Origin of the sequence: Streptomyces sp. P9-A2 (assembly GCF_036634175.1) — a bacterium.
Classification (GTDB): Bacteria; Actinomycetota; Actinomycetes; order Streptomycetales; family Streptomycetaceae; genus Streptomyces; species Streptomyces pratens.
Window position 1 is genome coordinate 7,375,270 of sequence record NZ_JAZIFX010000001.1, and the last position, 26,404, is coordinate 7,401,673.

Sequence of the window (26,404 nt, forward strand, 5' to 3'; positions counted from 1 at the left end):
TTCATTCGGTCTTCGCGCCCCAAGTCTGCCGCACGAATCCGGCACTCCCGGCACCCCCCGCACCGTCCGCATGTCCCGAGGCGGTCCGGCCCGCGGCCGGCGCAGGCGATGGACCGGAAGGGGGGCCCGGTGGATGATCTGCCCGCACCAGCGGCGGGAGAACCGCGAGGAGCGGGGCGCCATGAGGGAAAAGGCGCCTGCACGGGGGCGGGAGGATGCTCCCTCCGGCGCACGTGTACCGGCCTCACGCCCCAGCGGCGCCTCCCGTCCCCACCGCACCCCGTACGCACCGTCGTCACGGCATGTCGTCACGGCATGTCGTCACGGCACGTGGTCATGTCACGCCGCTCGCGCGGTCCCGCGACCGGGTGCCGTCTCAGTGGCAGAGCCGTGCCTCGTGCTCCGCGTGACCGCGCGGTTCCAGCTGGAAGGTGCAGTGCTCCACGTCGAAGTGGTCGCCCAGACAGCTCTGCAGCTCGTGCAGCATCTTCTCGTGTCCGATGGCGCTGAGTACATCGGAGCTGACGACCACGTGCGCGGAGAGCACCGGCATGCCCGAGGTGATGGTCCAGGCGTGCAGATCGTGCACGTCCTCGACGCCCTGCGTGCCCAGGATGTGCGCCCGGACCTGGGCCATGTCCACGCCCTTGGGCGCCGCCTCCAGCAGGACGTCCAGGGTCTCGCGCAGCAGCCTGAAGGCGCGGGGCACGATCAGCACGGCGATCACGAGGGAGGCGATCGGGTCGGCGGCCGTCCAGCCGGTCGCCACGACGACCAGTGCCGAGACGATCACCGCGACCGAGCCGAACGCGTCGGCGGCCACCTCCAGGAACGCCCCGCGCACGTTCAGGCTCTCCTTCTGCCCGCGCATCAGCAGCGCCAGTGACACCAGATTGGCGACCAGGCCGATCGCGCCGAAGACGAGCGTCAGCCCGCCCTCGGTGTCGGCCGGTGCGAGGAACCGCTGGATCGCCTCGTACAACACGTAACCGCCCACTCCGAGCAGCAGCAGGCAGTTCGCGAGCGCCGCGAGTATCTCCGCGCGGGCGTAGCCGAAGGTGCGGCGCTCGCTCGGCGGGCGGTTCGCGAAATGGATCGCCAGCAGGGCCATGCCCAGCCCCAGCGCGTCCGTCGCCATGTGCGTCGCGTCGGCGACGAGGGCGAGCGAGTCGGCCAGCAGGCCGCCGATGATCTCGACGACCATGACGCCGAGCGTGATCGCCAGCGCCGCCCGGAGCCTGCCGCGGTACGCCGCGCTCGCCGTACCGCCGCCGTGCGCGCCGTGCGCGTGCCCGTGATCGTGCCCAGCCCCCATGAAAGCCGTCCCTCCATGACTCGTCCGGATCACAGTGAACTACGGGCAGGGGGCATGGGGCAACGCGGCACTGAACACCGTTGTCATGTGCCCTGACCTGCGTAAACGGTTCGCAGGTCAGACGTGCTCGGGGCGGTGCGCGTTTCTTGCGGACAACCCGGTCGGCGGTGCCGCCGGGTCGCGGACGCGGAGGCCACCGAGGCTTGGACGGTGAGGCCGCCGGGCTCGGACCGGCCTCACCGTGCGCATGCGCCGGGGTACGGGGCGTGGCCCCCGTGACGAGATCCACAGGAGACCCGCGCCGGGCTCGCCGTGCGCGACCGCCGGTGCGGGAACGTGGAGTGCCCGCTCCCGCGGTGCCCGCGCGGGGGCGGAAAGGCCCTCGCCCTCCCCGGCGGTACGGTGTGGGCCGGGCCGCCGGCTCGGGACCTCCACCGGGTTGCCCACGGACCTCGATACGGACATTGCGCTGGTCAGAGGCCGGCAACCCGCTCCTGGTGCCGATGTGTCGATCATGGTCGGCCTCGCGCGCGGCCAAGGCCGACCGCCTTTGTCGGCGCTGGGGCCCACCCCGGTGACCCGGCCCGCGCCGGGCGGTACCGCGCCGGGGTGATGTCTGCTATACGCCTCAATGCCCCTTCTGGGTAGGCGGTTTGTGGGTCGGCCCGCTATCCCCGATGATGATCGCGGCAGGGACGCGGGTGAAACCACAACGATCCAGCCGCCGAACGGGCGGTGAACGCGGGCTCAGAGGCATCCGCTAACCTCAGCCGACATGCCGCCCGGGGGGCCGTACGGCCGCCCCCATCATGTACACGACCGGCGTGGAAGCGTCGGCATCCAGGGAGTGAGATTCGGTTGTCGACCGCCATCCTCACCGGTCAGCCGGTTCCGGGTTCGTCGATCGAGGCGGACCTGCGTTCCCTCGGCTTCGACGTGCGGATCGCGTCCGGCGCCGAGGAGGCCGGAACCCTGCTCGCCGAGGTGCCCGCCGGGCAGCGGGTCGCCGTCGTCGACGCCCGGTTCGTGGGCCATGAGCACGCGCTGCGCCTCGGCCTCACCGACCCCCGCTTCCCGCTCGCCGCGATCCCCGGTGCCGTCACCGCCCAGCCGGCCGCGCGCCAGGCCCTGACCCTCGCGACGGCCCGCGCGACGGCCCGCGAGGACACCGCGGTCTCCGGGACCGCCACCACGCAGGCCGCTGCCACCGAGGTCGCTGCCACCACCGAGACCGCTGCCACCACGCAGGCCGCGACCGGCGATGCCGGTGGGACCGCGCCCGGTGGGACCCCGACGCCCACGGGCACCCCACTCACCGGCCCTCTCTTCGACCGTATCGTCGCCGCCCTGAGCGCCGGCGGAAACGACCCGCATCGTCCCGACCTCGGCAGCCTCGTCGCCACCGTCCCCGACGACCCGCAGGCCCGCAACGAGGCCCGGCAGGCCGTCGCGGCGGTGGACGACGAGGCCGTCCGGCTGAAGTCGGCCGTCAAGGCCCGTGACGGCTTCTTCACCACCTACTGCATCAGCCCGTACTCCCGCTACATCGCCCGCTGGTGCGCGCGGCGCGGACTGACCCCCAACCAGGTCACCACCGCCTCCCTGCTCACCGCGCTCATAGCGGCCGCCTGCGCCGCCACCGGTACCCGCCCGGGCTTCGTCGCCGCCGGTGTCCTGCTCCTCGCCTCCTTCGTGCTGGACTGCACCGACGGTCAGCTCGCCCGCTACTCCCTGCAGTACTCCACCCTCGGGGCCTGGCTCGACGCCACCTTCGACCGGGCCAAGGAGTACGCCTACTACGCGGGCCTCGCCCTCGGCGCGGCCCGCGGTGGCGACGATGTGTGGGCCCTCGCGCTCGGCGCGATGGTCCTGCAGACCTGCCGGCACGTCGTGGACTTCTCCTTCAACGAGGCGAACGCCGACAGCACGGCCGCCGACACCAGTCCCACCGCCGCTCTCTCCGGCAAGCTCGACAGCGTCGGCTGGACGGTCTGGGCGCGCCGCATGATCGTCCTCCCGATCGGTGAGCGCTGGGCGATGATCGCCGTTCTCACGGCCCTCACGACCCCCCGCATCACCTTCTACGCCCTGCTGATCGGCTGCGCCTTCGCGGCGACGTACACCACGGCCGGCCGTGTCCTGCGCTCCCTCACCCGCAAGGCCCGCAGGACCGACCGCGCGGCGCGCGCCCTCGCGGACCTCGCCGACAGCGGACCGCTCGCCGAACGCCTCGCCGGGGCGCTGAAGCCCACCGCGCGGCGCCTGCCCGGGTTCACCGCCCCCGCCGTCGCCCTGCTCGGTGGCGCCGCCGTCGTCGCCACGGCCGCGCTGACCGGCTTCGGCGGACCGTGGCCCGTCCTCGCCGCCCTCCTGTACGTCCTGACCTCCGCCCTGGCCGTCGCCCGCCCCCTCAAGGGTCCCCTCGACTGGCTGGTCCCGCCGTTCCTGCGCGCCGCCGAGTACGGCACCGTCCTGGCGCTGGCGGCAGGCGCCGGCGTGAACGGAGCGCTTCCGGCGGCCTACGCTCTGGTGGCCGCCGTCGCCTACCATCACTACGACACGGTCTACCGCATCCGCGGCGACGCGGGCGCGCCCCCGCCCTGGCTGGTGCGGGCGATCGGCGGGCACGAGGGCCGCACCCTGGCGGTCGTCGTCCTGGCCGCCCTGCTCACCGCCTCACAGTTCGCCGTCGCGCTCACGGCGCTCGCCGTGGCCGTGGCCCTGCTGGTGCTCCTCGAGAGCATCCGCTTCTGGGTGGCCGCCCACCGGGGCGGCGCACCCGCCGTACACGATGAAGGAGAACCCGCATGATCGGCCTCGTGCTGGCGGCCGGCGCCGGACGGCGTCTGCGTCCCTACACCGACACCCTGCCCAAGGCGCTGGTGCCGGTGGGGCCCGCGGGTATAGAGGGCGAACCGACGGTCCTGGACCTCACCCTCGGCAACTTCGCCGAGATCGGCCTGACCGAGGCCGCCGTCATCGTCGGCTACCGCAAGGAGGCCGTGTACGAGCGCAAGGCGGCCCTGGAGCAGAAGTACGGCCTCAAGCTCACCCTCATCGACAACGACAAGGCCGAGGAGTGGAACAACGCCTACTCCCTGTGGTGCGGTCGGGACGCCCTCAAGGACGGCGTGATCCTCGTCAACGGCGACACCGTGCACCCGGTCTCCGTCGAGAAGACGCTCCTCGCCGCCCGCGGTGAGGGCAGGCGGATCATCCTCGCCCTCGACACCGTGAAATCACTCGCGGACGAGGAGATGAAGGTCGTCGCCGACCCCGGCAAGGGCGTGACGAGGATCACCAAGCTCATGGACCCCGCCGAGGCCACCGGCGAGTACATCGGCGTCACCCTCATCGAGGGCGACGCCGCCCCCGAGCTCGTCGACGCGCTGAAGACCGTGTGGGAGACCGACCCGCAGCAGTTCTACGAGCACGGCTACCAGGAACTGGTGAACCGCGGCTTCCGAATCGACGTGGCGCCCATCGGCGACGTCGACTGGGTGGAGATCGACAACCACGCCGATCTCACCCGTGGACGGGAGATCGCATGCCAGTACTGACCCGGCTGATCCCCTCCCCCCTCGTCGTCGACATCCGCCCCGGTGCCCTCGACGACCTGGGCGGGGTCCTCGCCGACGAGCGCATCGCACAGTCCGGCCGGCTCGCCGTCGCCGTCAGCGGCGGCTCCGGCGCCGGACTGCGTGAGCGGCTCTCCCCGTCGCTGCCCGGCGCCACCTGGTACGAGGTCGGCGGCGGCACCCTCGACGACGCGGTCCGGCTGGCCGGCGCCATAAAGGCCGGCCACTACGACGCCGTCGTGGGACTGGGCGGCGGCAAGATCATCGACTGCGCCAAGTTCGCCGCGGCACGCGTCGGCCTCCCCCTGGTCGCCGTACCGACGAACCTCGCGCACGACGGCCTGTGCTCGCCGGTCGCCACCCTCGACAACGACGCCGGCCGCGGCTCCTACGGCGTGCCGAACCCGATCGCGGTCGTCATCGACCTCGACATCATCCGCAACGCCCCGGCGCGCTTCGTAAGCGCCGGGATCGGCGACGCCGTCTCCAACATCTCCGCCGTCGCGGACTGGGAACTGGCCTGCAGGATCAAGGGCGAGCGGATCGACGGGCTCGCCGCCGCCATGGCCCGGCAGGCCGGCGAGTCCGTGCTGCGCCACCCCGGAGGCATCGGCGACAACGACTTCCTCCAGGTACTCGCCGAGGCACTGGTCCTCAGCGGCATCGCCATGTCGGTGTCTGGCGACTCGCGGCCGTCCTCCGGGGCCTGCCACGAGATCAACCACGCCTTCGACCTGCTCTACCCCAAACGGGCCGCCGCCCACGGAGAACAGTGCGGTCTGGGCGCGGCCTTCGCGATGTACCTGCGCGGCGCGCACGACGAGTCGGTGTACATGGCCGGCGTGCTGCGCCGGCACGGACTGCCGGTACTGCCCCAGGAGATCGGCTTCACGGAGGAGGAGTTCGTCAAAGTCGTCGAATTCGCCCCCGAGACCCGCCCCGGCCGCTTCACGATCCTCGAACATCTCGACCTGAAGACCGAACAGATCAAGGACGTCTACGCCGACTATGTCAAGGCCATCGGTAGCTGAACTCCGTCCGGTCGTCCACCCCGCGGGGGTGAAGGACCGGCGCAGCGGTGAGCACTGGATGGGACGCCTCTACATGCGTGAGGTGTCCCTGCGGGTGGACCGCTACCTGGTGAACACCAGGGTCACGCCCAACCAGCTCACGTATCTGATGACCGTCTTCGGCGTCCTCGCCGCCCCGGCCCTGCTGGTGCCGGGGATCACGGGGGCGGTCCTCGGCCTGGTCATGGTGCAGCTGTACCTGCTACTGGACTGCGTGGACGGCGAGGTCGCCCGCTGGAAGCAGCAGTTCTCGCTCAGCGGGGTCTACCTCGACCGGGTCGGCGCCTACCTGTGCGACGCGGCCGTCCTCGTCGGTCTCGGCCTGCGCGCCGCCGACCTGTGGGGCACCGGCCGCATCGACTGGCTCTGGGCCTTCCTCGGCACCCTGGCCGCCCTCGGCGCCATCCTGGTCAAAGCCGAGACCGACCTGGTCGGTGTGGCCCGCCACCAGGGCGGACTGCCGCCGGTCAAGGAGGCCGCCGCCGAGCCGCGCTCCTCCGGCATGGCGCTGGCCCGCCGGGCCGCCGGAGCGCTGAAGTTCCACCGGCTGATCCTCGGCATGGAGGCGTCGCTGCTGATCGTGGTCCTCGCGATCGTCGACGCAGCCCGGGGCGACCTGTTCTTCACGCGCCTGGGTGTCGCCGTCCTCGCCGGGATAGCCCTGCTCCAGACCGTGCTGCACCTGGTGTCCGTCCTCGCTTCCAGCAGGCTGAGGTGACCGCTGTGGGACCCTCCCCCAAGGTCGGCGCGGTGATCATCACCATGGGCAACCGCCCCGACGAGCTGCGCGCCCTGCTCGACTCGGTCGCCAAGCAGGACGGCGACCCGGTCCGGGTCGTCGTCGTCGGCAACGGCTCGCCCGTCCCGGAGGTCCCCGACGGCGTACGCACCGTCGAGCTGCCGGAGAACCTCGGCATCCCCGGCGGCCGCAACGTCGGCATCGAGGCGTTCGGCCCGGGCGGCCAGGACGTCGACATCCTGCTGTTCCTCGACGACGACGGCCTCCTGGCCCACCACGACACCGCCGAGCTGTGCCGCCGGGCGTTCGCCGCCGACCCGGAGCTCGGCATCATCAGCTTCCGCATCGCCGACCCGGACACCGGCGGCACCCAGCGCCGCCACGTGCCCCGGCTGCGCGCCGCCGACCCGATGCGCTCCTCCCGGGTGACCACCTTCCTCGGCGGCGCCAACGCCGTACGCACCCGGGTCTTCGCCGACGCCGGAGTGCTGCCCGACGCGTTCTTCTACGCGCACGAGGAGACCGACCTGGCCTGGCGGGCCCTCGACGCGGGCTGGATGATCGACTACCGGGCCGACATGGTCCTGTACCACCCCACCACCGCCCCCTCGCGGCACGCGGTCTACCACCGCATGGTCGCCCGCAACCGCGTCTGGCTGGCCCGCCGCAACCTTCCCGCGCCCCTGGTCCCCCTCTACCTGGGCGTCTGGATGCTGCTCACCCTGCTCCGCAGGCCGTCGCGCCCGGCCCTCAAGGCCTGGTTCGGCGGTTTCCGGGAGGGGTGGACCAGCCCCTGCGGCCCGCGCCGGCCCATGAAGTGGCGTACGGTGTGGCGGCTGACCCGGCTGGGCCGGCCTCCTGTCATCTGACAAGCTCGTGTCCGGAACATCGGGGCCGCACCCAGGCTCCCCGGCGCATGCCGGGTCCGTGCGGGCCCGGCATCTCGAAGAGGGAAAGCTTCCACCAGTGAGTGAGACAACGCACGACGGCACGGTCGCGGTCAGCGCGTCCGGGCCGCCCGACGAGGGCCTCACGGCGGCCGAGCTCGCCGCCAGGTACGGGTTGACGGTCAGCGGCGCCCGGCCGTCGCTCGTCGAGTACGTCCGTCAGCTCTGGGGGCGCCGGCACTTCATCCTCACGTTCTCCCGGGCGAAGCTGACCGCGCAGTACAGTCAGGCGAAGCTGGGCCAGCTGTGGCAGGTGGCCACTCCGCTGCTGAACGCGGCCGTGTACTTCTTCATCTTCGGCCTGCTGCTGGGCGCCCGCCGGGGCATCCCCAGCGACGTCTACGTCCCGTTCCTGGTGACGGGCGTGTTCGTGTTCACCTTCACGCAGAGCTCGGTGCTGGCGGGGGTGCGGGCCATCTCCGGCAACCTCGGCCTGGTGCGGGCGCTGCACTTCCCGCGGGCCGCGCTGCCGGTCTCCTTCGCGCTGCAGCAGCTCCAGCAGCTGCTGTTCTCGATGGTCGTCCTGGTCGTCGTGGTGATGGCGTTCGGCAGCATGCCCGCCCTGTCCTGGCTGCTGGTGCTGCCCGCGCTGCTGCTCCAGTTCGTCTTCAACACCGGACTCGCGCTGATCTTCGCCCGGCTGGGCAGCAGGACGCCGGACCTGGCCCAGCTGATGCCGTTCGTGCTGCGCACCTGGATGTACGCCTCGGGCGTCATGTTCAGCATCCCGGCGATGCTCGCGAACAAGGACGTCCCTCACTGGCTCGACGACGTCCTGCAGTGGAACCCGGCGGCCGTCTACATGGACCTGGTCCGCTTCGCGATGATCGACGGCTACGGCTCCTCGTACCTGCCCCCGCACGTGTGGGCCTTCGCCGTGGGCTGGGCGCTGCTGGCCGGCGTGATCGGCTTCGTCTACTTCTGGAAGGCGGAAGAGAGGTACGGCCGTGGCTGACGAGAGGACCGACTCGCACATCCCCACCGTCATCGCGGACGACCTGCACATCGTCTACCGCGTCAACGGTGCCCGCGGCGGCCGCGGCAGCGCCACGGCGGCACTCAGCCGGATGATCCGGCGGGGCAAGGACGACGAGGCGCGCGGCGTGCGCACGGTGCACGCCGTGCGCGGGGTCTCCTTCGTCGCCCGCCGCGGTGAGGCCATCGGCCTGATCGGCTCCAACGGCTCGGGCAAGTCGACCCTGTTGCGAGCCATCGCGGGCCTGCTGCCCGCCGAGAAGGGCAAGGTCTACACCGACGGCCAGCCCTCCCTGCTCGGCGTCAACGCCGCCCTGATGAACGACCTCACCGGCGAGCGCAACGTCATACTCGGCGGGCTCGCCATGGGCATGTCCCGCGAGCAGATCAAGGAGCGCTACCAGGAGATCGTCGACTTCTCCGGCATCAACGAGAAGGGCGACTTCATCACCCTGCCGATGCGCACCTACTCCTCCGGCATGGCCGCCCGGCTGCGCTTCTCCATCGCCGCCGCGAAGGACCACGACGTCCTGATGATCGACGAAGCCCTGGCCACCGGCGACCGCAAGTTCCAGAAGCGCTCCGAGGCGCGGATCAGGGAACTGCGCAAGGAGGCCGGCACCGTCTTCCTGGTCAGCCACAACAACAAGTCGATCCGCGACACCTGCGACCGCGTCCTGTGGCTGGAGCGCGGCGAACTGCGCATGGACGGCCCGACGGACGAGGTGCTCAAGGAGTACGAGAAGTTCACCGGCAAGTAGCCCGGTCGCCCCGGACCCCGCCGGAACGGGCCGATGGGGCCCAACGCCTGCAAAAAAGCGTCAACTCCTGCCTTGCGCAGGAATCTTGACACCGGCCGGTTCGTTGTTCCGAGGCGCGGTGACACCCCGGCGGTCCGTACCGCGCTGTACAACGTAAGCTGTACCAGTGCCTAAAGGCGGCAATCAGGGCCATAACGCGCGACACCGACCGGCGACCCGGCCGGGTGAAAGTGCGGACGGCGTGTCCGAAATAGTATGCATTGGGTCGGCAGTGTAGAACGGGAGACGTGACGGCAATGGCTACGGAGACCCCCCTGCTCAACGCAGTGTGCGCCGTCCCCGCCCAGGGCAGCCCGCGATGACACGAACCGGCGCGACGCGCGCGGCCGACGCCGGGCGCGCCCCCCTGGACGCAGAACGCGCCACCCTCGACAAGGCCGCCGCCGAGAACTTCCCGGTGGCGCCGTTCTTCCTGCCCGAAGCCTGGCGCGCCGATCTGATGGCGGTCTACGGATACGCCCGGCTCGTCGACGACATCGGCGACGGCGACCTGGCCCCCGGCGGGGCCGACGCCGACCTGCTCGGCGTCGGCCCCGACCGGGCAGGCGACCGGACGGTGCTGCTGGACGCCTTCGAGACGGATCTGCACCGCGTGTTCGACTCGGTCCCGCGCCATCCGCTGCTGCGCCGGCTCCAGCCGACGGTCCGCCGCCGCGGCCTGCCCCCCGAACCCTTCCTCGGCCTGATCGCCGCCAACCGCCGGGACCAGGTCGTCAGCCGCTACGAGACCTACGACGACCTGCTCGCCTACTGCGAACTGTCGGCCAACCCGGTCGGCCGCCTGGTCCTCGGCGTCACCGGGACCTCGACCCCCGAGCGGGTCCGCCGCTCCGACGCGGTCTGCACCGCCCTCCAGATCGTCGAGCACCTCCAGGACGTCACCGAGGACCTCGGCCGCGACCGCGTCTACCTGCCCGCCGAGGACATGAAACGTTTCCACGTCGACGAGGCGGATCTCGCCGCGCCGCACGCCGGCGCGTCGGTGCGCGCACTGGTCGCGTTCCAGGCACAGCGCGCCCGGGAGCTCCTGGACGAGGGCGCCCCCCTGGTGGACAGCGTCCGCGGCAGGCTGAAGCTGCTGCTCGCGGGGTTCGTGGCAGGGGGACGGGCGGCCCTGGGCGCGATCGCCGCCGCCGAATACGACGTACTTCCCGGCCCGCCCAAGCCCGGCAAGGTCCGGCTGCTGCGCGAGGCCGGAACGACGCTGCTAGGAGAGGGGTGATCCGGGCCGTGGAGCCGGACACACACACGTCGGCGCCGGTGCTCGCCGCATACCGGTACTGCGAGGCCGTCACCGGAGCGCAGGCCCGGAACTTCGCCTACGGCATCAGGCTGCTGCCGACGCCCAAGCGGCGCGCGATGTCGGCGCTGTACGCGTTCTCCCGGCGCGTCGACGACATCGGCGACGGCGCGCTGCCGGACGACGTCAAGGCCGTCCGGCTCGAGGACACCCGGGCGCTGCTCACCCGGGTCCGGGACGGGGCGGTCGACGAGGACGACACCGACCCGGTCGCCGTCGCCCTCGCACACACCGCGCAGCGGTTCCCGGTGCCGCTCGGCGGCCTGGACGAGCTGATCGACGGCGTCCAGATGGACCTGCGCGGCGAGACCTACGAGACCTGGGACGACCTGAAGGTCTACTGCCGCTGCGTCGCCGGCGCCATCGGGCGAGTCTCCCTCGGCGTCTTCGGCACCGAACCCGGGGCACGGGGCGCCGAACGCGCCCCCGAGTACGCCGACACACTGGGGCTCGCGCTCCAGCTCACCAACATCCTGAGGGACGTCCGGGAGGACGCCGAGGACGGGCGCACCTATCTGCCCGCCGACGACCTGGCCAAGTTCGGCTGCTCGGCCGGGTTCGGCGGGCCGGGCCGGCCGGAGGGATCCGACTTCGCCGGCCTCGTCCACTTCGAGGTGCGCCGGGCCCGCGCCCTGTTCGCCGAGGGCTACCGGCTGCTGCCCATGCTCGACCGGCGCAGCGGCGCCTGTGTCGCCGCCATGGCCGGCATCTACCGCCGTCTCCTCGACCGCATCGAGCGCGAGCCCGAGGCCGTGCTGCGCGGCCGGGTCTCCCTGCCCGGCCGGGAGAAGGCCTACGTCGCGGTGCGCGGCCTGTCCGGCCTGGACACCCGGCACGTCACCCGGCGGACCGTCAGGGGGCGTGCCTGATGGGCACATCACGCCTCCTCGACGGCGCCGCCGGCAAGCGGGGCGCAACCCTCCGCCGCCGCCCCGCGTCCCTGACCGGGACGGCCCGCCGCGCACCGGTCCGGCGGCACGGCGGCCGCGCAGGGGAGGGCACGCCATGACCCGTGTCACCAGCTCCGGGAACCCGCCCGCCGGCGACGACGCCCCGGCGGGGCGGCACGCCGTCGTGGTCGGCGGCGGGCTCGCCGGCGCCACCGCCGCGCTCGCGCTCGCCGACGCCGGCGTGCGTGTCACACTGCTCGAAGGCCGCCCCCGGCTCGGCGGGCTCGTCTTCTCCTTCCAGCGCGGCGACCTGACCGTCGACAACGGCCAGCACGTCTACCTGCGCTGCTGCACCGCCTACCGCTGGTTCCTCGACCGGATCGAGGGGACGGCCCTGGCACCGCTGCAGAACCGTCTCGACGTGCCCGTGATCGACGCCGACCGGCCCGAGGGACGCCGGCTCGGCCGGCTGCGCCGCGACCCGCTGCCCGTACCGCTGCACCTGGGGCGCAGCCTCGCCGCCTACCCGCACCTCTCGCTCGCCGAACGGGCGAACGTGGGACGGGCCGCGCTCGCGCTCAAGGGACTCGACCTCGCCGATCCCGCCCTCGACGACCAGAACTTCGGCAGTTGGCTGGCCGCGCACGGCCAGTCGCCGCGCGCCGTCGAGGCCCTGTGGGACCTGGTGGGGGTCGCCACCCTCAACGCGGTCGCGGGTGACGCGTCCCTGGCGCTCGCCGCGATGGTCTTCAAGACCGGTCTGCTGTCCGACCCGGGCGCGGCCGACATCGGCTGGGCCCACGTCCCCCTGGGCGACCTGCACGACCGGCTGACCCGCAAGGCACTCGACTCCGCGGGCGTCCGCACCGAGGTCCGTACCCGCGTCACCTCCGTCTCCCGGCGCGGCGACGGGAGCTGGAGCGTGCGGGTTCCCGGCGAGACCCTCGACGCGGACGCCGTCGTCCTCGCCGTACCGCAGCGCGAGGCGTACGACCTGCTGCCCGCCGGAGCGCTCGACGACCCCGGGCGGCTGCTCGGCATCGGTACCGCGCCCATCCTCAACCTCCACGTCGTCTACGACCGCACGGTGCTCACCAGCCCCTTCTTCGCGGCCCTCGGCAGCCCCGTGCAGTGGGTCTTCGACCGCACCCGGGCCTCCGGCCTGCGGGAGGGGCAGTACCTGGCCGTCTCGCAGTCGGTCGCCCAGAACGACATCGACGAGCCCGTGGCCGTGCTGCGCGAGCGCTACCTGCCCGAACTGGAGCGCCTGCTGCCGGGCACCCGCGGCGCCACCGTGCGGGACTTCTTCGTCACCAGGGAGCGCACCGCCACGTTCGCCCCCGCTCCCGGCGTCGGACGGCTCAGGCCCGGCGCCCGCACCAAGGCTCCCGGCCTGTACCTGGCCGGAGCGTGGACCGCCACCGGGTGGCCCGCGACCATGGAGGGTGCGGTCCGCAGCGGCGTCGGCGCGGCGGACGCCGCGCTGAGTGCCCTGGGCCGGCCACGTCCCCGCCACCTCTTCGCATGGGACGGGACAGCCGGCCGCGACGCCCCGGGCCCCGCCGTGCGAGAGGGACTCCGGTGAGCGCCGACGCACCCGCCACGGCGGGTCCCCGTACCCCCGGTACCGCAACAAGAGGAGAGACTGTGCCCACTGTGCCCCCGGCCTCGAAGGCCGCTGGAAGGACCGCGGCGGACGTGCCCGCGCTCCTGGAGCGCGGCAGGACACTGGCCATGCCGGTACTGCGGGCGGCCATCGACCGCCTGGCGCCCCCCATGGACACCGTCGCCGCCTATCACTTCGGCTGGATCGACGCCCAGGGCAGGCCCGCCGACGGCGACGGCGGCAAGGCCGTACGCCCCGCGCTCGCCGTGCTGTCCGCCGAGGTCACCGGCGCCGCTCCGGAAGTCGGCGTCCCCGGCGCGGTCGCCGTCGAGCTCGTCCACAACTTCTCCCTGCTGCACGACGACCTCATGGACGGCGACGAGCAGCGCAGGCACCGCGACACCGTCTGGAAGGTGCACGGCCCCGCCCAGGCCATCCTGGTCGGCGACGCCCTGTTCGCCCTCGCCAACGAGGTGCTGCTGGAACTGGGCACCGTCGAGGCCGGCCGGGCCGCCCGCCGGCTGACCACCGCCACCCGCGCCCTCATCGACGGCCAGGCGCAGGACATCTCCTACGAGCACCGCGACCGGGTCGGCGTCGAGGAATGCCTGGAGATGGAGGGCAACAAGACCGGCGCCCTGCTCGCCTGCGCCAGCTCCGTCGGAGCGGTGCTCGGCGGCGCCGACCCGCACACCGCCGACACCCTGGAGAAGTACGGCTACCACCTCGGTCTGGCCTTCCAGGCCGTCGACGACCTCCTCGGCATCTGGGGCGACCCGGCGGCCACCGGCAAGCAGACCTGGAGCGATCTGCGCCAGCGCAAGAAGTCCCTCCCCGTGGTAGCGGCGCTCGCCGCGGGCGGCCCGGCCTCCGAGCAGCTCGCGGAGATCCTCGCCGCCGACGCGGGCGGCAGCGACTTCGCGAACTTCTCCGAGGAGGAGTTCGCGGCCCGCGCGGCCCTCATCGAGCAGGCCGGCGGACGGGAGTGGACCGCGGGGGAAGCACGCCGCCAGCACACCATCGCCATCGAGGCCCTCGACGCCGTCGACATGCCCGGCAGGGTGCGGGAGCAGTTCACGGCACTCGCGGACTTCGTCGTCGTACGAAAGAGATGATCACCATCGGTCGAATAGCCCTCGCGTAGTCGCCGGCCGGTGTTGCGGGGAGTACGGCACCGGCCGACGGCGGACCCACAGCAGACGCACACATTGCAGGACTGCACGAAGGGGAAGCCATGACAGCGACGACCGACGGAAGCACCGGGGCGGCGTGGCCGTCCCCGGTGGCCGCGGCCAGCGACACCGACACCGACACCGACATCCCCGTGGCGGCCGGGGTACCCGACATCGCCGCCGGCGCCATGCGGCGCGCCACCGAGTTCCTGTTGTCCCGTCAGGACGACCAGGGCTGGTGGAAGGGAGACCTCGAGACCAACGTCACGATGGACGCCGAGGACCTGCTGCTGCGTCAGTTCCTGGGCATCGTCGAGGACGAGACCGTCCGGGCCGCCGCCCTGTTCATCCGGGGCGAGCAGCGCGAGGACGGCACCTGGGCCACCTTCTACGGCGGGCCCGGCGACCTCTCCGCCACCATCGAGGCGTACGTCGCGCTGCGGCTGGCCGGTGACCCGCCGGACGCCCCGCACATGGCGCGCGCCGCCGCCTGGGTCCGCGACCGGGGCGGGATCGCCGCCTCCCGGGTCTTCACCCGGATCTGGCTGGCCCTGTTCGGCTGGTGGAGGTGGGAGGACCTGCCCGAACTCCCGCCCGAGCTGATCTGGTTCCCGACCTGGGTGCCGCTGAACATCTACGACTTCGGCTGCTGGGCCCGCCAGACCATCGTCCCGCTGACGATCGTCTCCGCCGAGCGGCCGGTACGGCCCGCCCCGTTCCCGCTCGACGAACTGCACACCGACCCCGCCAGGCCCAACCCTCCCGGACGGATGGCACCGGCGGCCAGCTGGGACGGCGCCTTCCAACGGCTCGACAAGGGCCTGCACGCCCTGCGCCGGGCCGTCCCGCGCCGGCTGCGCAGGGCGGCGATGAACACCGCGGCCCGCTGGATCATCGAGCGGCAGGAGAACGACGGCTGCTGGGGCGGCATCCAGCCGCCCGCCGTCTACTCCGTCATCGCGCTGCACCTGCTCGGCTACGACCTGAACCACCCGGTGATGCGCGCCGGACTCCGCTCCCTCGACCGGTTCGCCGTGTGGCGCGAGGACGGCGCCCGGATGATCGAGGCCTGCCAGTCCCCGGTGTGGGACACCTGCCTCGCGACCATCGCCCTCGCCGACGCCGGTCTGCCCGCCGACCATCCCCAACTGGTCAGAGCCGCCGACTGGATGCTCGGCGAACAGGTCGTACGGCCCGGTGACTGGTCGGTGCGCAGGCCCCGACTGGCGCCCGGCGGCTGGGCGTTCGAGTTCCACAACGACAACTATCCCGACATCGACGACACCGCCGAGGTGGTCCTCGCGCTGCGCCGGGTCAAGCACCACGACCCGGCGCGGGTGGACAACGCCATCGGCCGCGGGGTCCGCTGGAACCTCGGCATGCAGTCCCGCAACGGAGCCTGGGGTGCCTTCGACGTCGACAACACCAGCCCGTTCCCCAACCGGCTGCCGTTCTGCGACTTCGGCGAGGTCATCGACCCGCCGTCGGCCGATGTCACCGCGCACGTCGTGGAGATGCTCGCCGTCGAAGGACTCGCCCACGACCCGCGCACCAGACGAGGCATCCGGTGGCTGCTCGCCGAACAGGAGCCGGACGGCTCGTGGTTCGGACGCTGGGGCATCAACTACCTCTACGGCACCGGATCCGTGGTGCCCGCACTGGCCGCCGCCGGCCTCCCCGGCTCGCATCCGGCCCTCCGACGGGCCGTGTCCTGGCTGGAGTCGGTCCAGAACGACGACGGAGGATGGGGCGAGGACCTGCGCTCCTACCACGACTCCCGCGAGTGGAGCGGCAAGGGCGCCTCGACCCCCTCGCAGACCGGATGGGCGCTGATGGCCCTGCTGGCGGCGGGCGAGAAGGAGTCCGCGGCCGTCGAACGAGGGATCGCCTGGCTGGCGGCCACCCAGCACGAGGACGGCTCCTGGGACGAGCCCTACTTCACGGGCACCGGGTTCCCCTGGGACTTCTCCATCAACTACCACCTCTACCGGCAGGTCTTCCCGCTCACCGCGCTCGGCCGGTACGTGAACGGGGAGCCGTTCGCCAAGCCGTCGGCGGAGGTGCCGGGGGCGGGTGCGGTGGGTGCCGGTTCCGGCGCCGGTGCGCGGCGGCACCGGCCGGCCGAGGTGAAGGGCAGCTGATGAGCCCCCGGGCGGCCCCGGCACCGTTGCTGATCGCCTGCGCGCTCGGCATCGAGCGGCTCGCTCTGCGCAAGAAGGGCCGCGGTGGCACCGGCGTACCGGTCACCGTCCTGCGCACGGGCATGGGGCCCGCGGCAGCCGAGCGCTCCGTCACCCGGACGCTCGCCGGCCCGGCGCTGCGCGACGCCGCCGTACTGGCCACCGGCTTCTGTGCCGGACTGGCCCCCGGGATGCACCCCGGCGACCTGGTGGTCGCCGGGGAGACCCGCGACCCGCGCGGCAGAGTGCCGTGCGTCGGCACCGATCTGCTGGTGAAGGAGCTGGCGCGCATCGCGCCGGGGCGCACCGTCCACACCGGGCCGCTCATCGGCTCCGCACACGTGGTCCGGGGGCACGAACGGTCCGAGCTGCTCGCCACCGGCGCGATCGCGGTCGACATGGAGTCCGCGGCCACGCTCCTGAGCGCCGTCCGCGCGGGTGCGCGCCCGGTTGCGGCCGTACGGGTGGTCGTGGACGCTCCTGAACATGAACTGGTCCGGATCGGCACGCTGCGCGGTGGAATATCGGCTTTCCGCGTTCTTCGTTCCGTTCTTCCCGCGTATCTCGAATGGCACCGTTCCTTGCTGCTCCCCAGGAGGTGAGCCAGATGGCCATGCCGCTGCGTCAGTCCATCAAGGTCGCTACATACTTGGCCGAACAGAAGCTCCGACGTCGGGACAAGTTCCCGCTGATCGTCGAGCTGGAACCGCTCTTCGCCTGCAACCTCGCCTGTGAGGGCTGCGGGAAGATCCAGCACCCGGCCGGGGTGCTCAAGCAGCGCATGCCGGTCGCGCAGGCCGTGGGCGCGGTGCTGGAGTCCGGGGCGCCGATGGTGTCGATCGCCGGTGGCGAGCCGCTGATGCACCCTCAGATCGACGAGATCACACGCCAGTTGGTAGGCCGGCGCAAGTACGTGTTCCTGTGCACCAACGCCATGCTGCTGCGCAAGAAGATGGACAAGTTCACCCCGTCGCCGTACTTCGCGTTCGCCGTGCACATCGACGGACTGCGCGAGCGGCACGACGAGTCCGTCGCGAAGGAGGGCGTGTTCGACGAGGCGGTGGCCGCCATCAAGGAGGCCAAGCGGCGCGGCTTCAGGGTCACCACCAACTCGACCTTCTTCAACACCGACACCCCGCAGACCATCATCGAGGTGCTCAACTACCTCAACGACGACCTCCGGGTCGACGAGATGATGATCTCGCCCGCCTATGCCTACGAGAAGGCCCCCGACCAGGAGCACTTCCTCGGTGTGGAGCAGACCCGCGAGCTGTTCAGGAAGGCGTTCGCCGGGGGCAACCGCCGTCGCTGGCGGCTCAACCACTCGCCGCTGTTCCTGGACTTCCTCGAGGGCAGGGTCGACTTCCCGTGCACCGCGTGGGCGATCCCGAACTACTCGCTCTTCGGCTGGCAGCGCCCCTGCTACCTGATGAGCGACGGCTATGTGCCGACGTACCGGGAGCTGATCGAGGAGACCGACTGGGACAAGTACGGCCGCGGCAAGGACCCGCGCTGCGCCAACTGCATGGCGCACTGCGGCTACGAGCCCACCGCCGTCCTCGCCACCATGGGGTCCCTGAAGGAGTCCCTGCGCGCCCTGCGCGAGACGGTCTCGGGAAACAGGGAGTGACGCCATGACGGCTGTCTCACTCGGGGGCCCCGGGGTACCGGTCCGGCGCTCGACCGGATCGGCGGCCCGGACGTGCTGCACCGCGCCGAGGACCCCGAGGCGCTGCTGATGTCGGTCGGTGTCATGGCGCCCGTCTGCTTCCAGGCCGCCGAACTGCTCGGGGCGCGCGGTATCGGGTGCACCGTGGTCGACCCGCGCTGGGTCGAACCCGTCGCCCCCGAACCGGCCGGACGGTCCGCGCGGCACCGGCTCGTGGCGGTCGTCGAGGACGACAGCCGCGCGTCGGGCATGGGGTCGGCCGTGACGCCGGCGCCGGCGCTGAGCGACGCGGATGTCGATGTACCGGTACGGCGGTTCGGCATTCCGGAGCAGTTCCTCGCGCACGCCAGGCGCGAGGAGGTGCCGGCGGAGATCGGTCCGACACCCGTCGAGGCCGCCGGCCGGATCGGCGCGAGCCCGGCCGTGGGGCAGGAGCGGCAGTCCCCTGGCGAACCGTCCGAGGAACAACGGGAGGAACAGTCATGAGCACCGCGGAGTCCGCCCCGGACCCCTCTCGGGCCGGGGACTTCGACCTCGGCGCGCTGCTGGCCGAGCGCGGAGCCGAACGCTACGAGCTGCACACCAGACACCTCAACCACCAGCTCCCGCGCATGCTGCACACCATCGGCTTCGACAAGGTCTACGAACGCGCCGAGGGCGCCCACTTCTGGGACGCGGACGGCAACGACCACCTGGACATGCTCGCCGGATTCGGGGTGATGGGCCTGGGGCGCCACCACCCCGTGGTCCGCAAGGCGCTGCACGACGTCCTCGACGCCTCGCTCGCCGATCTCACCCGCTTCGACTGCCCGCCGCTGCCCGGACTGCTGGCCGAGGAACTGCTCGCCCACACCCCTCATCTGGACCGGGTGTTCTTCGGCAACAGCGGCACGGAGGCGGTCGAGACCGCACTGAAGTTCGCCCGCCGCGCCACCGGAAGATCCCGCGTCCTGTACTGCGCGCACGCCTTCCACGGGCTGACCATCGGCTCCCTGTCCGTCAACGGCGAGTCCGGCTTCCGGGACGGGTTCGCCCCGCTGCTGCCCGACACGGCCGTACCCCTGGGTGATGTGGACGCGCTGGAGAGGGAGCTGGCCAAGGGCGACGTCGCCGCCCTCATCGTGGAACCCATCCAGGGCAAGGGTGTGCACGCGGCCCCACCCGGCTATCTGCGCGCCGCCCAGGAACTGCTGCACCGGCACAAGGCACTGCTGATCGCCGACGAGGTGCAGACCGGCCTCGGACGGACCGGCGACTTCTACGCCTACCAGCACGAGGAAGGGGTCGAACCGGACCTGGTGTGCGTGGCCAAGGCGCTCTCCGGCGGCTATGTGCCGGTGGGGGCCACGCTCGGCAAGGACTGGATCTTCCGCAAGGTCTACTCGTCGATGGACCGGGTGCTGGTCCACTCGGCCAGCTTCGGGGGCAACGCCCAGGCCATGGCCGCCGGCCTCGCGGTGCTGGCGGTGATGGAGAACGAGCAGATCGTCGCGAACGTCCGGACCACCGGGGAGCTGCTGCGGTCCCGGCTCGCGGCCCTCGTCGACACGTACGAGCTGCTCGCCGATGTCCGTGGCCGGGGCCTGATGATCGGCATCGAGTTCGGCCGGCCGCGGTCGCTGAAGCTGCGCGGTCGCTGGGCCATGCTGCAGGCCGCGCGGAAGGGACTCTTCGCGCAGATGGTCGTCGTCCCGCTGCTGCAGAAGCACAGGATCCTCACCCAGGTCTCCGGCGACCACCTGGAGGTGATCAAGCTGATCCCACCGCTGATCATCGGCGAGCGGGAGGTGGACCGGTTCGTGGATGCCTTCACCGCGGTCATGGACGACGCCCATGACGGCGGTCTGGTGTGGGAGTTCGGCAGGACACTGGTGAAACAGGCGGTCGCCGACCGGTGAGACCGCGACGTTCCGCAGGTCAGACGATTTTTGCCTGCGAGGCAAGAGATTTGCCCCACAGGCAAAAGTGCGGCTGAATGGAGCCATGAGCTCCCCCGAGGCCGAGCCGTCGGCCGGACCGGCCGCCACGCTCCCCGCGGTCGCCCCGCAACTGCGCGCCCTGAGGCGCCAGGCCTCCCTGACGCTGGAGGCCGCCGCCCGCGAGGCGGGACTCTCCCCCGCCCATCTCTCCCGGCTGGAGACCGGACAGCGCCAGCCCTCGCTGCCGATGCTGCTCTCCCTTGCCCGTATCTACGGTACGACGGTCTCCGAACTGCTCGGTGAGACGGCCGCCGTCCGCGAGGCGGTGACACGTGCCGACGACATGGAGCCGACCTCCGCGGGCGGCTGGACGTACCGGCAGGCCGGTTCCCCCGGGCGCGGGATGCAGGCTCTGCGGGTCCAGGTCCCGTACGGGGCCCAGGGCGACATCGTGCGGGTCCACCCGGGCGAGGAGTGGCTGTACGTCCTCAAGGGGCGGCTGCGGCTGCGTCTCGGAGACGCCCTGCACCGCCTCGCCCCGGGCGACAGCGCGCACTTCGACTCGCTGACGCCGCACCGTATCGCCGCCGAGGACCCCGACGGGGTCGAGCTGCTGTTCGTCCATACCCTGTTGCAGAGTCCCACGGCCGCCCTGTGCCTGGGCCCCACCCAAGGAGATGTGTCATGAAAGACCTGGAGGAGAAGTTTCCCCGCGCCCTGTGGGTGAGGCTGTTCGTCTACGTGGTGGTGGGGCACCTCTTCGCGGGCTTCATCTATCTGCTGTTCGAGCTGGGCGCGCGGCAGTAGTCCCCGGACGGGCACGGCAGGAGCCGAGAGATTCCGTGATCCCCCGGTCGAGCGGATGCCCGGCCGGGGGATCACTCAGTCCAGCATGCGCTCGCGCAGCCGCTCCCGGTTCTCGGGGGTGAGCCCGAGCGCCTGCTCGAGGTAGGGGTCCACGCCGCCCCAGGTCTCCTCGACCGTCTCCAGTGCGGCCGACAGATACTCGGCGCGGGCGTCGAACAGGGGGTCGAGCAGCTCCATGACCTCGGGGGAATAGGCCGAGGCGGAGGTGCCGCTGCGGCGCACCTTGTAGCGGCGGTGCGCGGCGCCGGACTTCAGGTAGTCGTCGAAGATCGCGTCCCGTTCCACGCCCAGCGCGAGCAGTGTCACCGCCACCGACAGACCCGCGCGGTCCTTGCCCGCCGCGCAGTGCATCAGCGCGGGCACACACTCCTCGGCGAGCGAGAGCAGTACCCGGGAGTGCTCGGCGGTGCGTTGCCTCACCGTCACGCGGTACGAGGCGATCATCCGCTCCGCCCCCTTGTCGCCGGCGAGGACGGAGCGGAGCTGGTCCAGGTCCCCGTCACGGACCATCCTCCAGAACTCGGCGCCGTCGGCCGGGTCGCTCAGCGGCAGATTCACATTGCGCACGCCGGGCAGTTCGATGTCCTGCCCGTCCAGCTTGTGGTCGGCCGCGTTGCGGAAGTCGAAGACGGTGTGCAGTCCCAGGGAGGACAGGAAGGCGGCGTCCTCCTCGGTGGCGTGCGCGAGATGGCCGCTGCGGAACAGTACCCCGTGCCGCACCCGGCGGCCGTCGACGGTCGGCAGGCCTCCCACATCACGGAAATTGCGCACCCCGGTGAGCTCGGGTTCGGTCGACGGGATCTGCTGCGTCACGGGGGCCCCTCTCCCACTCTGCGCCGCCGGCGCGGCGGCGTCGGCGGGTGTCACCCGACGATACGACATGCCTGGCAGGGGCAATGAGTTGGTGACGGGGCCGTCGGAGTGGAGACGGGACCGCACCGGTGGAGTCGACGGCGTGGACGGATCCGTGCCGGACCCGCGGCCCGCCGGCCGGACCATCGATATTTTCCCTATTGGGACGTTCTGTCCGTTTGGGGAGTTTCGCCATAATGCGCCCCGATAGGAGGGGAGATGGTGATGGGGTGGTGAGCATCGTCATAGAGGTGACGATGTGTTGTCGCCATGCTCACGTAATTCCATTATCGCGCAAGGGAATTCGGGGGGTGTCGAAAATCCTGGGCGACTCTGAGTGACGGGTTTCAGGTCAATGGATCACGAAACAACGCCTTCGCTCGGAAGATCGTGCTTGTCCCTTTGCGTCTCGGTCGCCTACGTTCGCCATCGATCCGGACGGACGCCTAATCCTGCCGCTGTCCGGAGCCTTCACACTCTGATCCGCGTATGGCAGGAGCGGGGGACCCACAGGTACGACTGCCTGTTCCGGTCTCCGGAACGGCTTGGGGTCAAGTCGCGTTTCCGACGCGGCCGGGCATCTCCAGCCCGCACCCGACAGCTCACCTCGTAGGCGCCGGAGAGGAATTCGTCATGCCCGCAAAGGGTAAGCACCGTCGTCCCAGCGTTTCGCGTCTCACCCGTTCCATCGCCGTCGCCGGAACCGGTGGCGCCGCACTCGCCATGCCGCTTCTCGGTGCCACCGGAGCGAACGCCGCCACTCCGCAGGCCGCCCCGGAAAAGGCCGTCCAGTCGTATTCCGTCGCCGGCAAGACGTCTGACGGCGTGAAGGCCGACGGCGACAGGAACGGCGACACCCGCACGTACATCGTGAAGGGCGGCGACTACCTGGCGAAGATCGCCGAGTCCGAGAACGTCGACGGCGGCTGGAAGCAGCTCTACTCGGACAACCGCGAGACCGTGGGCGACGACCCGTCGCTCATCCACCCCGGTCTGAAGCTCTCGGTCGACGGCAAGGCCGCCGCGACCGGCGCGCCGAAGAAGTCCTCCTCTTCCGAGGCGCCCTCCTCGTCCGCTCCGGCCGCTCCCTCGGCTCCGTCCTCCGCGTCGAAGCAGTCGAAGCCGTCGACGGCCGGCGAGGCCTCCGAGCAGTCCGCGCCGAAGTCCTCCTCCGGCTCGACGACCGCGACCCAGGCCGCGACCGCCTCCGGCTACAGCTCGCCGGTGCCCGGCGGCGGCCTCGGCACCGCCTACAAGGTGGCCGGCAGCATGTGGTCCAGCGGCTACCACACCGGTGTCGACTTCGCCGTTCCGACCGGCACCTCCCTGAAGGCCGTGGGCGCGGGCACCGTCGTCTCCGCCGGCTGGGCCGGCTCGTACGGCAACCAGGTCGTCGTCAAGCTGAACGACGGCCACTACGCCCAGTACGCCCACCTGTCCTCGCTGTCCGTCTCGGCCGGCCAGGCCGTGAGCGGCGGCCAGCAGGTCGGCCTCTCGGGCTCCACCGGCAACTCGACCGGCCCGCACCTGCACTTCGAGATCCGCGCCACGCCGGACTACGGCTCGGACCTGGACCCGGTCTCCTACCTCCGCGGCAAGGGCGTCTCCATAGGCTGACCCCCGAGGCGACCTGCCTGACGCGCCGAAGGCCGGACCCCCGATCCCCGGGTCCGGCCTTCGGCGCGTCGGCGCGTCGGCGCGTTCGGCGGGGTGGAGTCCCGGGAGCGCCGGGGGTGTTCCGTGCGTCACGTCGCTCGCCGCTCAACGTCCCCGCGCGGAGGGCTATTCCGAATTGGCCCATGCTGTGCGAGTGGCTTATCTCACCGTCCGTCAATGCCTCCCTACGGTCGCGTAGGTCACATTCGAAGGTGAATCATGTCCGGGTGTGGCAGACGATTCGAAGAGTGACAGCAAAGCAGTGATCGGGTCGTACGTGGCGGTGGGGGACAGCTTCACCGAGGGCGTCGGCGACCCCGGCCCCGACGGGGCGTTCGTCGGCTGGGCCGACCGATTCGCGGTACTTCTCGCCGACCGGCGTCCCGAAGGCGACTTCCGGTACGCAAATCTCGCGGTGCGCGGAAAGCTGCTCGACCAGATCATGGCCGACCAGCTTCCGCGGGCCGTCGAACTGGCCCCCGCACTGGTTTCTTTCTGCGCGGGCGGCAACGACATCCTGCGGCCCGGCAGCGACCCGGACGAGGTGGCCGAGCGTTTCGAGCGGGCGATCGCCGCGCTCACGGCGGTCTCCGGCACGGTTCTGGTGACGACCGGGTTCGACACCCGTGGCGTACCCCTGCTCCGGCATCTGCGCGGCAAGATCGCCACCTACAACGGGCATGTGCGGGCCGTCGCCGACCGGTACGGCTGTCCGGTGCTGGACCTCTGGTCCCTCAGGAGTATCCAGGACCGCAGGGCCTGGGACACCGACCGGCTGCACCTGTCGCCCGAGGGGCACACACGCGTGGCGCTCCGCGCGGGACAGACCCTCGGCCTGAACGTCCCGGCCGACCCGGAGCAGGCCTGGCCCCCGCTGCCGCCGCGCGGCAGCCTCGACGTCCGGCGGGACAACGTCCACTGGGCGCGCGAGTACCTGGTGCCGTGGATGGGGCGCAGGCTGCGCGGGGAGTCGTCGGGGGACCACGTGACGGCGAAGGGCGCGCTGTCCCCGGACGACATCAAGGAGCGCATCGCCTCGGTGGCATGACGCGATGGTATGACGCGGGGTGGGAGGGGCGAGGCGGGGAGAGCGGGGGAGGGAGCGCGTGCGGGCACGGTCCCGTGCCCGGGCGTTCGTGTTCCCGGTACAGCGGGCCCGCCCGGACGGCTCTTCCTGTTCCGGCCCCGGGTTCCCGGGCCGGCGGACTCCGGACACCGGAACTCGTTCACGGCCACGCCCCGACGAGCGAGGTGGGCGTCGTCGCCCACCCCCTCGATCCACAGTCGCCGTCCCGTGGGGGCGTACCACCGCGCGGCTTGCGCAGCCGCGTGGAATCGGCCTCGGGCGTGTGAGTGAAGACGACGGCCACCGGCTTTCCCTTCGCCGACAAGCGAGGGGAACGGGCACGGCTCCGGGGCGCTTTCCGGCCGGTGAGGCGTCTCGAGGCCGGGTCGGCCACACATAATGGATTATCTGACCGACTCCGTTTGGAGGCATTGTGGCCGGTACCCGTTCCCAGAGTTCCGGACTCCGTGCGCTACGGCCCGCGGCCTTCGGCGCGGACCCCACCGGTGAGCGCATGGCGCGTATCCGCAGGTCCCCGCACTACCGGGACGGCGTGTTCCAGAACCCCGAAGGCCCCACCCGGCTCCGGTCCCCGGGCTCGTCCCGGGACCTTGCGAAGACCTACTTCGACAAGGAGACCCGGTCCCGCCGTGCCCCGCACGGCGCCCTGCCGGTGCACGCCACCACTCTTGCCGACCTGGCCCGCCCACCTGCCTCCGGACTGCGCCTGACCTGGATGGGCCACTCCAGCGTGCTCGTGGAGATCGACGGGCGGCGGGTGCTGTTCGACCCCGTGTGGGGCGAGCGCTGCTCCCCGTTCCCCTTCGCCGGTCCGAAGCGGCTGCACCCGGTACCCCTGCCGCTGGCCGCGCTCGGTCCGGTCGACGTCGTCGTGATCTCGCACGACCACTACGACCATCTGGACCTGCCCACCGTCAAGGCGCTCGCCGGAACGGACACGTTGTTCGCCGTGCCGCTCGGCGTGGGTGCCCATCTCGAGCACTGGGGCGTGTCCGCCGACCGGTTGCGCGAACTGGACTGGCACGAGACGACCGAGGTCGGCGGACTCACCCTCACCGCCACCCCGGCCCGCCACTTCTGCGGCCGGGGCCTGCGCAACACCCAGCACACCCTGTGGGCCTCATGGGTCGTCGCGGGCGAGGAACACCGCGTCTACCACAGTGGCGACACCGGCTACTTCGACGGTTTCAAGGACATCGGCACCGCCCACGGCCCCTTCGACGCGACGATGATCCAGATCGGCGCGTACTCGGACTTCTGGCGCAAGGGGCAGCCGGACCCGATTCCGGGACCCGGCTCCTGGCCGGAGATCCACATGAATCCCGCAGAGGGTCTCCAGGCCCACCTCGACCTCCAACAGGGCCGGCCGGGCGGGGTCTTCCTGCCGATCCACTGGGGCACCTTCAACCTGGCACCGCACCCGTGGGCGGAGCCCGGCGAGTGGACGATGGCCGCGGCCGAGTCGGTCGGGCAGCCCGCCGCCTTCCCCGTTCCGGGTCTGCCGTTCGAGCCCGCCGGGGAACTGCCGGACGAACCGTGGTGGCGGGATGTGGGACACGTTCCGAGCCACAAGTGGCCCCTGCCCGACCCCGTCACGGACTTCTCCCGCGAGGGCCTGGACCTGGTGGGGGAGGAATGACCCTTGGCCTTGATCGCTACGTTGAGTGATATTTCTACGAGGAGCGTGCAGGGCGCAGAGGGTTTCCGAGGGGCCCTTCCGTAGGACGGCCGAGCGGAAACATCGAGGGCCGGAGAGCTTTG

23 protein-coding genes, 1 pseudogene and 1 riboswitch are annotated in these 26,404 nt (G+C 71.7%); of the genes and pseudogenes, 22 read left to right on the forward strand and 2 right to left on the reverse strand.

Features of this window, described 5'->3' with window-relative positions:
* Positions 1–376 precede the first annotated feature (376 nt).
* Positions 377–1,315 (reverse strand): cation diffusion facilitator family transporter, encoded by a 939-nt coding sequence (locus tag V4Y04_RS33280; RefSeq protein ID WP_332432045.1) that lies wholly within the window; start codon positions 1,313–1,315, stop codon positions 377–379.
* An 858-nt stretch (positions 1,316–2,173) separates the two neighbouring features.
* Between V4Y04_RS33280 and V4Y04_RS33285 the strand changes: the two genes are divergently transcribed.
* From V4Y04_RS33285 to V4Y04_RS33370, 19 genes and pseudogenes are all read left to right on the forward strand, one after another.
* Positions 2,174–4,126: a DUF5941 domain-containing protein gene (locus tag V4Y04_RS33285; RefSeq protein WP_332432046.1), complete on the forward strand. Its 1,953-nt coding sequence runs from the start codon at positions 2,174–2,176 to the stop codon at positions 4,124–4,126.
* On the forward strand, positions 4,123–4,875 hold the full coding sequence (locus tag V4Y04_RS33290; protein ID WP_332432047.1) for a phosphocholine cytidylyltransferase family protein: 753 nt from the start codon (positions 4,123–4,125) through the stop codon (positions 4,873–4,875). Before V4Y04_RS33285 ends, V4Y04_RS33290 begins: the two co-directional genes overlap by 4 nt.
* The gene (locus tag V4Y04_RS33295) at positions 4,863–5,924 is read left to right on the forward strand and encodes an iron-containing alcohol dehydrogenase family protein (RefSeq protein WP_332432048.1); all 1,062 of its coding nucleotides are present in this window, start codon (positions 4,863–4,865) and stop codon (positions 5,922–5,924) included. Before V4Y04_RS33290 ends, V4Y04_RS33295 begins: the two co-directional genes overlap by 13 nt.
* On the forward strand, positions 5,902–6,681 hold the full coding sequence (locus tag V4Y04_RS33300) for a CDP-alcohol phosphatidyltransferase family protein (protein ID WP_332432049.1): 780 nt from the start codon (positions 5,902–5,904) through the stop codon (positions 6,679–6,681). The genes V4Y04_RS33295 and V4Y04_RS33300 overlap by 23 nt, the downstream gene beginning before the upstream one ends.
* Positions 6,682–6,725: 44 nt before the next feature.
* A complete protein-coding gene (locus tag V4Y04_RS33305) occupies positions 6,726–7,571 on the forward strand; it encodes a glycosyltransferase family 2 protein (RefSeq protein ID WP_332433090.1) in 846 nt (281 codons plus the stop codon).
* Between the two features lie 97 nt (positions 7,572–7,668).
* Positions 7,669–8,604, forward strand: a complete 936-nt coding sequence (locus V4Y04_RS33310; protein ID WP_332432050.1) for an ABC transporter permease — start codon at positions 7,669–7,671, stop codon at positions 8,602–8,604.
* The gene (locus V4Y04_RS33315) at positions 8,597–9,385 is read left to right on the forward strand and encodes an ABC transporter ATP-binding protein (RefSeq protein WP_332432051.1); all 789 of its coding nucleotides are present in this window, start codon (positions 8,597–8,599) and stop codon (positions 9,383–9,385) included. Before V4Y04_RS33310 ends, V4Y04_RS33315 begins: the two co-directional genes overlap by 8 nt.
* 358 nt (positions 9,386–9,743) lie before the next feature.
* Positions 9,744–10,667, forward strand: coding sequence for a squalene synthase HpnC (hpnC, locus tag V4Y04_RS33320; RefSeq protein WP_332432052.1), 924 nt, complete (start codon positions 9,744–9,746; stop codon positions 10,665–10,667).
* The gene (gene hpnD / locus V4Y04_RS33325) at positions 10,664–11,614 is read left to right on the forward strand and encodes a presqualene diphosphate synthase HpnD (protein ID WP_332432053.1); all 951 of its coding nucleotides are present in this window, start codon (positions 10,664–10,666) and stop codon (positions 11,612–11,614) included. Before hpnC ends, hpnD begins: the two co-directional genes overlap by 4 nt.
* The gene (locus V4Y04_RS37915; protein ID WP_443080121.1) at positions 11,614–11,754 is read left to right on the forward strand and encodes a DUF6380 family protein; all 141 of its coding nucleotides are present in this window, start codon (positions 11,614–11,616) and stop codon (positions 11,752–11,754) included. Before hpnD ends, V4Y04_RS37915 begins: the two co-directional genes overlap by 1 nt.
* Positions 11,751–13,220, forward strand: a complete 1,470-nt coding sequence (hpnE, locus tag V4Y04_RS33330; protein WP_332432054.1) for a hydroxysqualene dehydroxylase HpnE — start codon at positions 11,751–11,753, stop codon at positions 13,218–13,220. Before V4Y04_RS37915 ends, hpnE begins: the two co-directional genes overlap by 4 nt.
* 71 nt (positions 13,221–13,291) lie before the next feature.
* Complete coding sequence (locus tag V4Y04_RS33335; RefSeq protein ID WP_443080220.1) at positions 13,292–14,356, forward strand: polyprenyl synthetase family protein; 1,065 nt, start codon at positions 13,292–13,294, stop codon at positions 14,354–14,356.
* A 119-nt stretch (positions 14,357–14,475) separates the two neighbouring features.
* Positions 14,476–16,554, forward strand: a complete 2,079-nt coding sequence (shc, locus tag V4Y04_RS33340) for a squalene--hopene cyclase (protein WP_332432056.1) — start codon at positions 14,476–14,478, stop codon at positions 16,552–16,554.
* On the forward strand, positions 16,554–17,195 hold the full coding sequence (locus tag V4Y04_RS33345) for a phosphorylase family protein (RefSeq protein WP_332432057.1): 642 nt from the start codon (positions 16,554–16,556) through the stop codon (positions 17,193–17,195). Before shc ends, V4Y04_RS33345 begins: the two co-directional genes overlap by 1 nt.
* A 5-nt stretch (positions 17,196–17,200) precedes the next feature.
* Positions 17,201–18,223: an adenosyl-hopene transferase HpnH gene (gene hpnH, locus V4Y04_RS33350; RefSeq protein ID WP_332432058.1), complete on the forward strand. Its 1,023-nt coding sequence runs from the start codon at positions 17,201–17,203 to the stop codon at positions 18,221–18,223.
* Between the two features lie 42 nt (positions 18,224–18,265).
* Positions 18,266–18,748: pseudogene (locus V4Y04_RS33355) on the forward strand (transketolase C-terminal domain-containing protein); the annotation flags it as partial.
* Positions 18,745–20,160, forward strand: coding sequence for an aspartate aminotransferase family protein (locus tag V4Y04_RS33360; protein ID WP_332432060.1), 1,416 nt, complete (start codon positions 18,745–18,747; stop codon positions 20,158–20,160). The pseudogene V4Y04_RS33355 and the gene V4Y04_RS33360, both read left to right, overlap by 4 nt.
* An 85-nt stretch (positions 20,161–20,245) precedes the next feature.
* A complete protein-coding gene (locus V4Y04_RS33365; RefSeq protein WP_332432061.1) occupies positions 20,246–20,869 on the forward strand; it encodes a helix-turn-helix domain-containing protein in 624 nt (207 codons plus the stop codon).
* The gene (locus V4Y04_RS33370; RefSeq protein WP_332432062.1) at positions 20,866–20,988 is read left to right on the forward strand and encodes a DUF6126 family protein; all 123 of its coding nucleotides are present in this window, start codon (positions 20,866–20,868) and stop codon (positions 20,986–20,988) included. The genes V4Y04_RS33365 and V4Y04_RS33370 overlap by 4 nt, the downstream gene beginning before the upstream one ends.
* Before the next feature lie 75 nt (positions 20,989–21,063).
* Here V4Y04_RS33370 and V4Y04_RS33375 read toward each other — a convergent pair whose 3' ends face one another.
* The gene (locus V4Y04_RS33375; protein WP_332432063.1) at positions 21,064–21,861 is read right to left on the reverse strand and encodes a tyrosine-protein phosphatase; all 798 of its coding nucleotides are present in this window, start codon (positions 21,859–21,861) and stop codon (positions 21,064–21,066) included.
* Positions 21,862–22,366: 505 nt separating this feature from the next.
* Positions 22,367–22,531: riboswitch (cyclic di-AMP (ydaO/yuaA leader) on the forward strand.
* Between the two features lie 2 nt (positions 22,532–22,533).
* On the opposite strand from V4Y04_RS33375, the gene V4Y04_RS33380 reads away from it, so the two are divergent.
* The 3 genes from V4Y04_RS33380 (at position 22,534) to V4Y04_RS33390 (ending at position 26,282) form a co-directional block, all read left to right on the forward strand.
* The gene (locus V4Y04_RS33380) at positions 22,534–23,517 is read left to right on the forward strand and encodes a M23 family metallopeptidase (RefSeq protein ID WP_332432064.1); all 984 of its coding nucleotides are present in this window, start codon (positions 22,534–22,536) and stop codon (positions 23,515–23,517) included.
* A 301-nt stretch (positions 23,518–23,818) separates the two neighbouring features.
* Positions 23,819–24,604 (forward strand): SGNH/GDSL hydrolase family protein, encoded by a 786-nt coding sequence (locus V4Y04_RS33385; RefSeq protein ID WP_332433091.1) that lies wholly within the window; start codon positions 23,819–23,821, stop codon positions 24,602–24,604.
* Between the two features lie 451 nt (positions 24,605–25,055).
* Positions 25,056–26,282 carry an MBL fold metallo-hydrolase gene (locus V4Y04_RS33390; protein WP_332432065.1) on the forward strand — a complete coding sequence of 409 codons (1,227 nt, stop codon included), beginning with the start codon at positions 25,056–25,058 and terminating at the stop codon, positions 26,280–26,282.
* Positions 26,283–26,404 lie beyond the last annotated feature (122 nt).

Excerpts from the sequence above, each read along its gene's own strand:
- hpnH (WP_332432058.1), top strand. The coding sequence starts at position 17,201 with ATGGCCATGCCGCTGCGTCAGTCCATCAAGGTCGCTACATACTTGGCC.
- hpnC (WP_332432052.1), top strand. The coding sequence starts at position 9,744 with ATGACACGAACCGGCGCGACGCGCGCGGCCGACGCCGGGCGCGCCCCC.
- V4Y04_RS33295 (WP_332432048.1), top strand. The coding sequence starts at position 4,863 with ATGCCAGTACTGACCCGGCTGATCCCCTCCCCCCTCGTCGTCGACATC.
- V4Y04_RS33360 (WP_332432060.1), top strand. The coding sequence starts at position 18,745 with ATGAGCACCGCGGAGTCCGCCCCGGACCCCTCTCGGGCCGGGGACTTC.
- shc (WP_332432056.1), top strand. The coding sequence starts at position 14,476 with ATGACAGCGACGACCGACGGAAGCACCGGGGCGGCGTGGCCGTCCCCG.
- hpnE (WP_332432054.1), top strand. The coding sequence starts at position 11,751 with ATGACCCGTGTCACCAGCTCCGGGAACCCGCCCGCCGGCGACGACGCC.
- V4Y04_RS37915 (WP_443080121.1), top strand. The coding sequence starts at position 11,614 with ATGGGCACATCACGCCTCCTCGACGGCGCCGCCGGCAAGCGGGGCGCA.
- V4Y04_RS33365 (WP_332432061.1), top strand. The coding sequence starts at position 20,246 with ATGAGCTCCCCCGAGGCCGAGCCGTCGGCCGGACCGGCCGCCACGCTC.
- V4Y04_RS33305 (WP_332433090.1), top strand. The coding sequence starts at position 6,726 with ATGGGCAACCGCCCCGACGAGCTGCGCGCCCTGCTCGACTCGGTCGCC.
- V4Y04_RS33290 (WP_332432047.1), top strand. The coding sequence starts at position 4,123 with ATGATCGGCCTCGTGCTGGCGGCCGGCGCCGGACGGCGTCTGCGTCCC.
- V4Y04_RS33300 (WP_332432049.1), top strand. The coding sequence starts at position 5,902 with ATGTCAAGGCCATCGGTAGCTGAACTCCGTCCGGTCGTCCACCCCGCG.
- V4Y04_RS33280 (WP_332432045.1), bottom strand. The coding sequence starts at position 1,315 with ATGGGGGCTGGGCACGATCACGGGCACGCGCACGGCGCGCACGGCGGC.
- V4Y04_RS33345 (WP_332432057.1), top strand. The coding sequence starts at position 16,554 with ATGAGCCCCCGGGCGGCCCCGGCACCGTTGCTGATCGCCTGCGCGCTC.
- V4Y04_RS33370 (WP_332432062.1), top strand. The coding sequence starts at position 20,866 with ATGAAAGACCTGGAGGAGAAGTTTCCCCGCGCCCTGTGGGTGAGGCTG.
- V4Y04_RS33380 (WP_332432064.1), top strand. The coding sequence starts at position 22,534 with ATGCCCGCAAAGGGTAAGCACCGTCGTCCCAGCGTTTCGCGTCTCACC.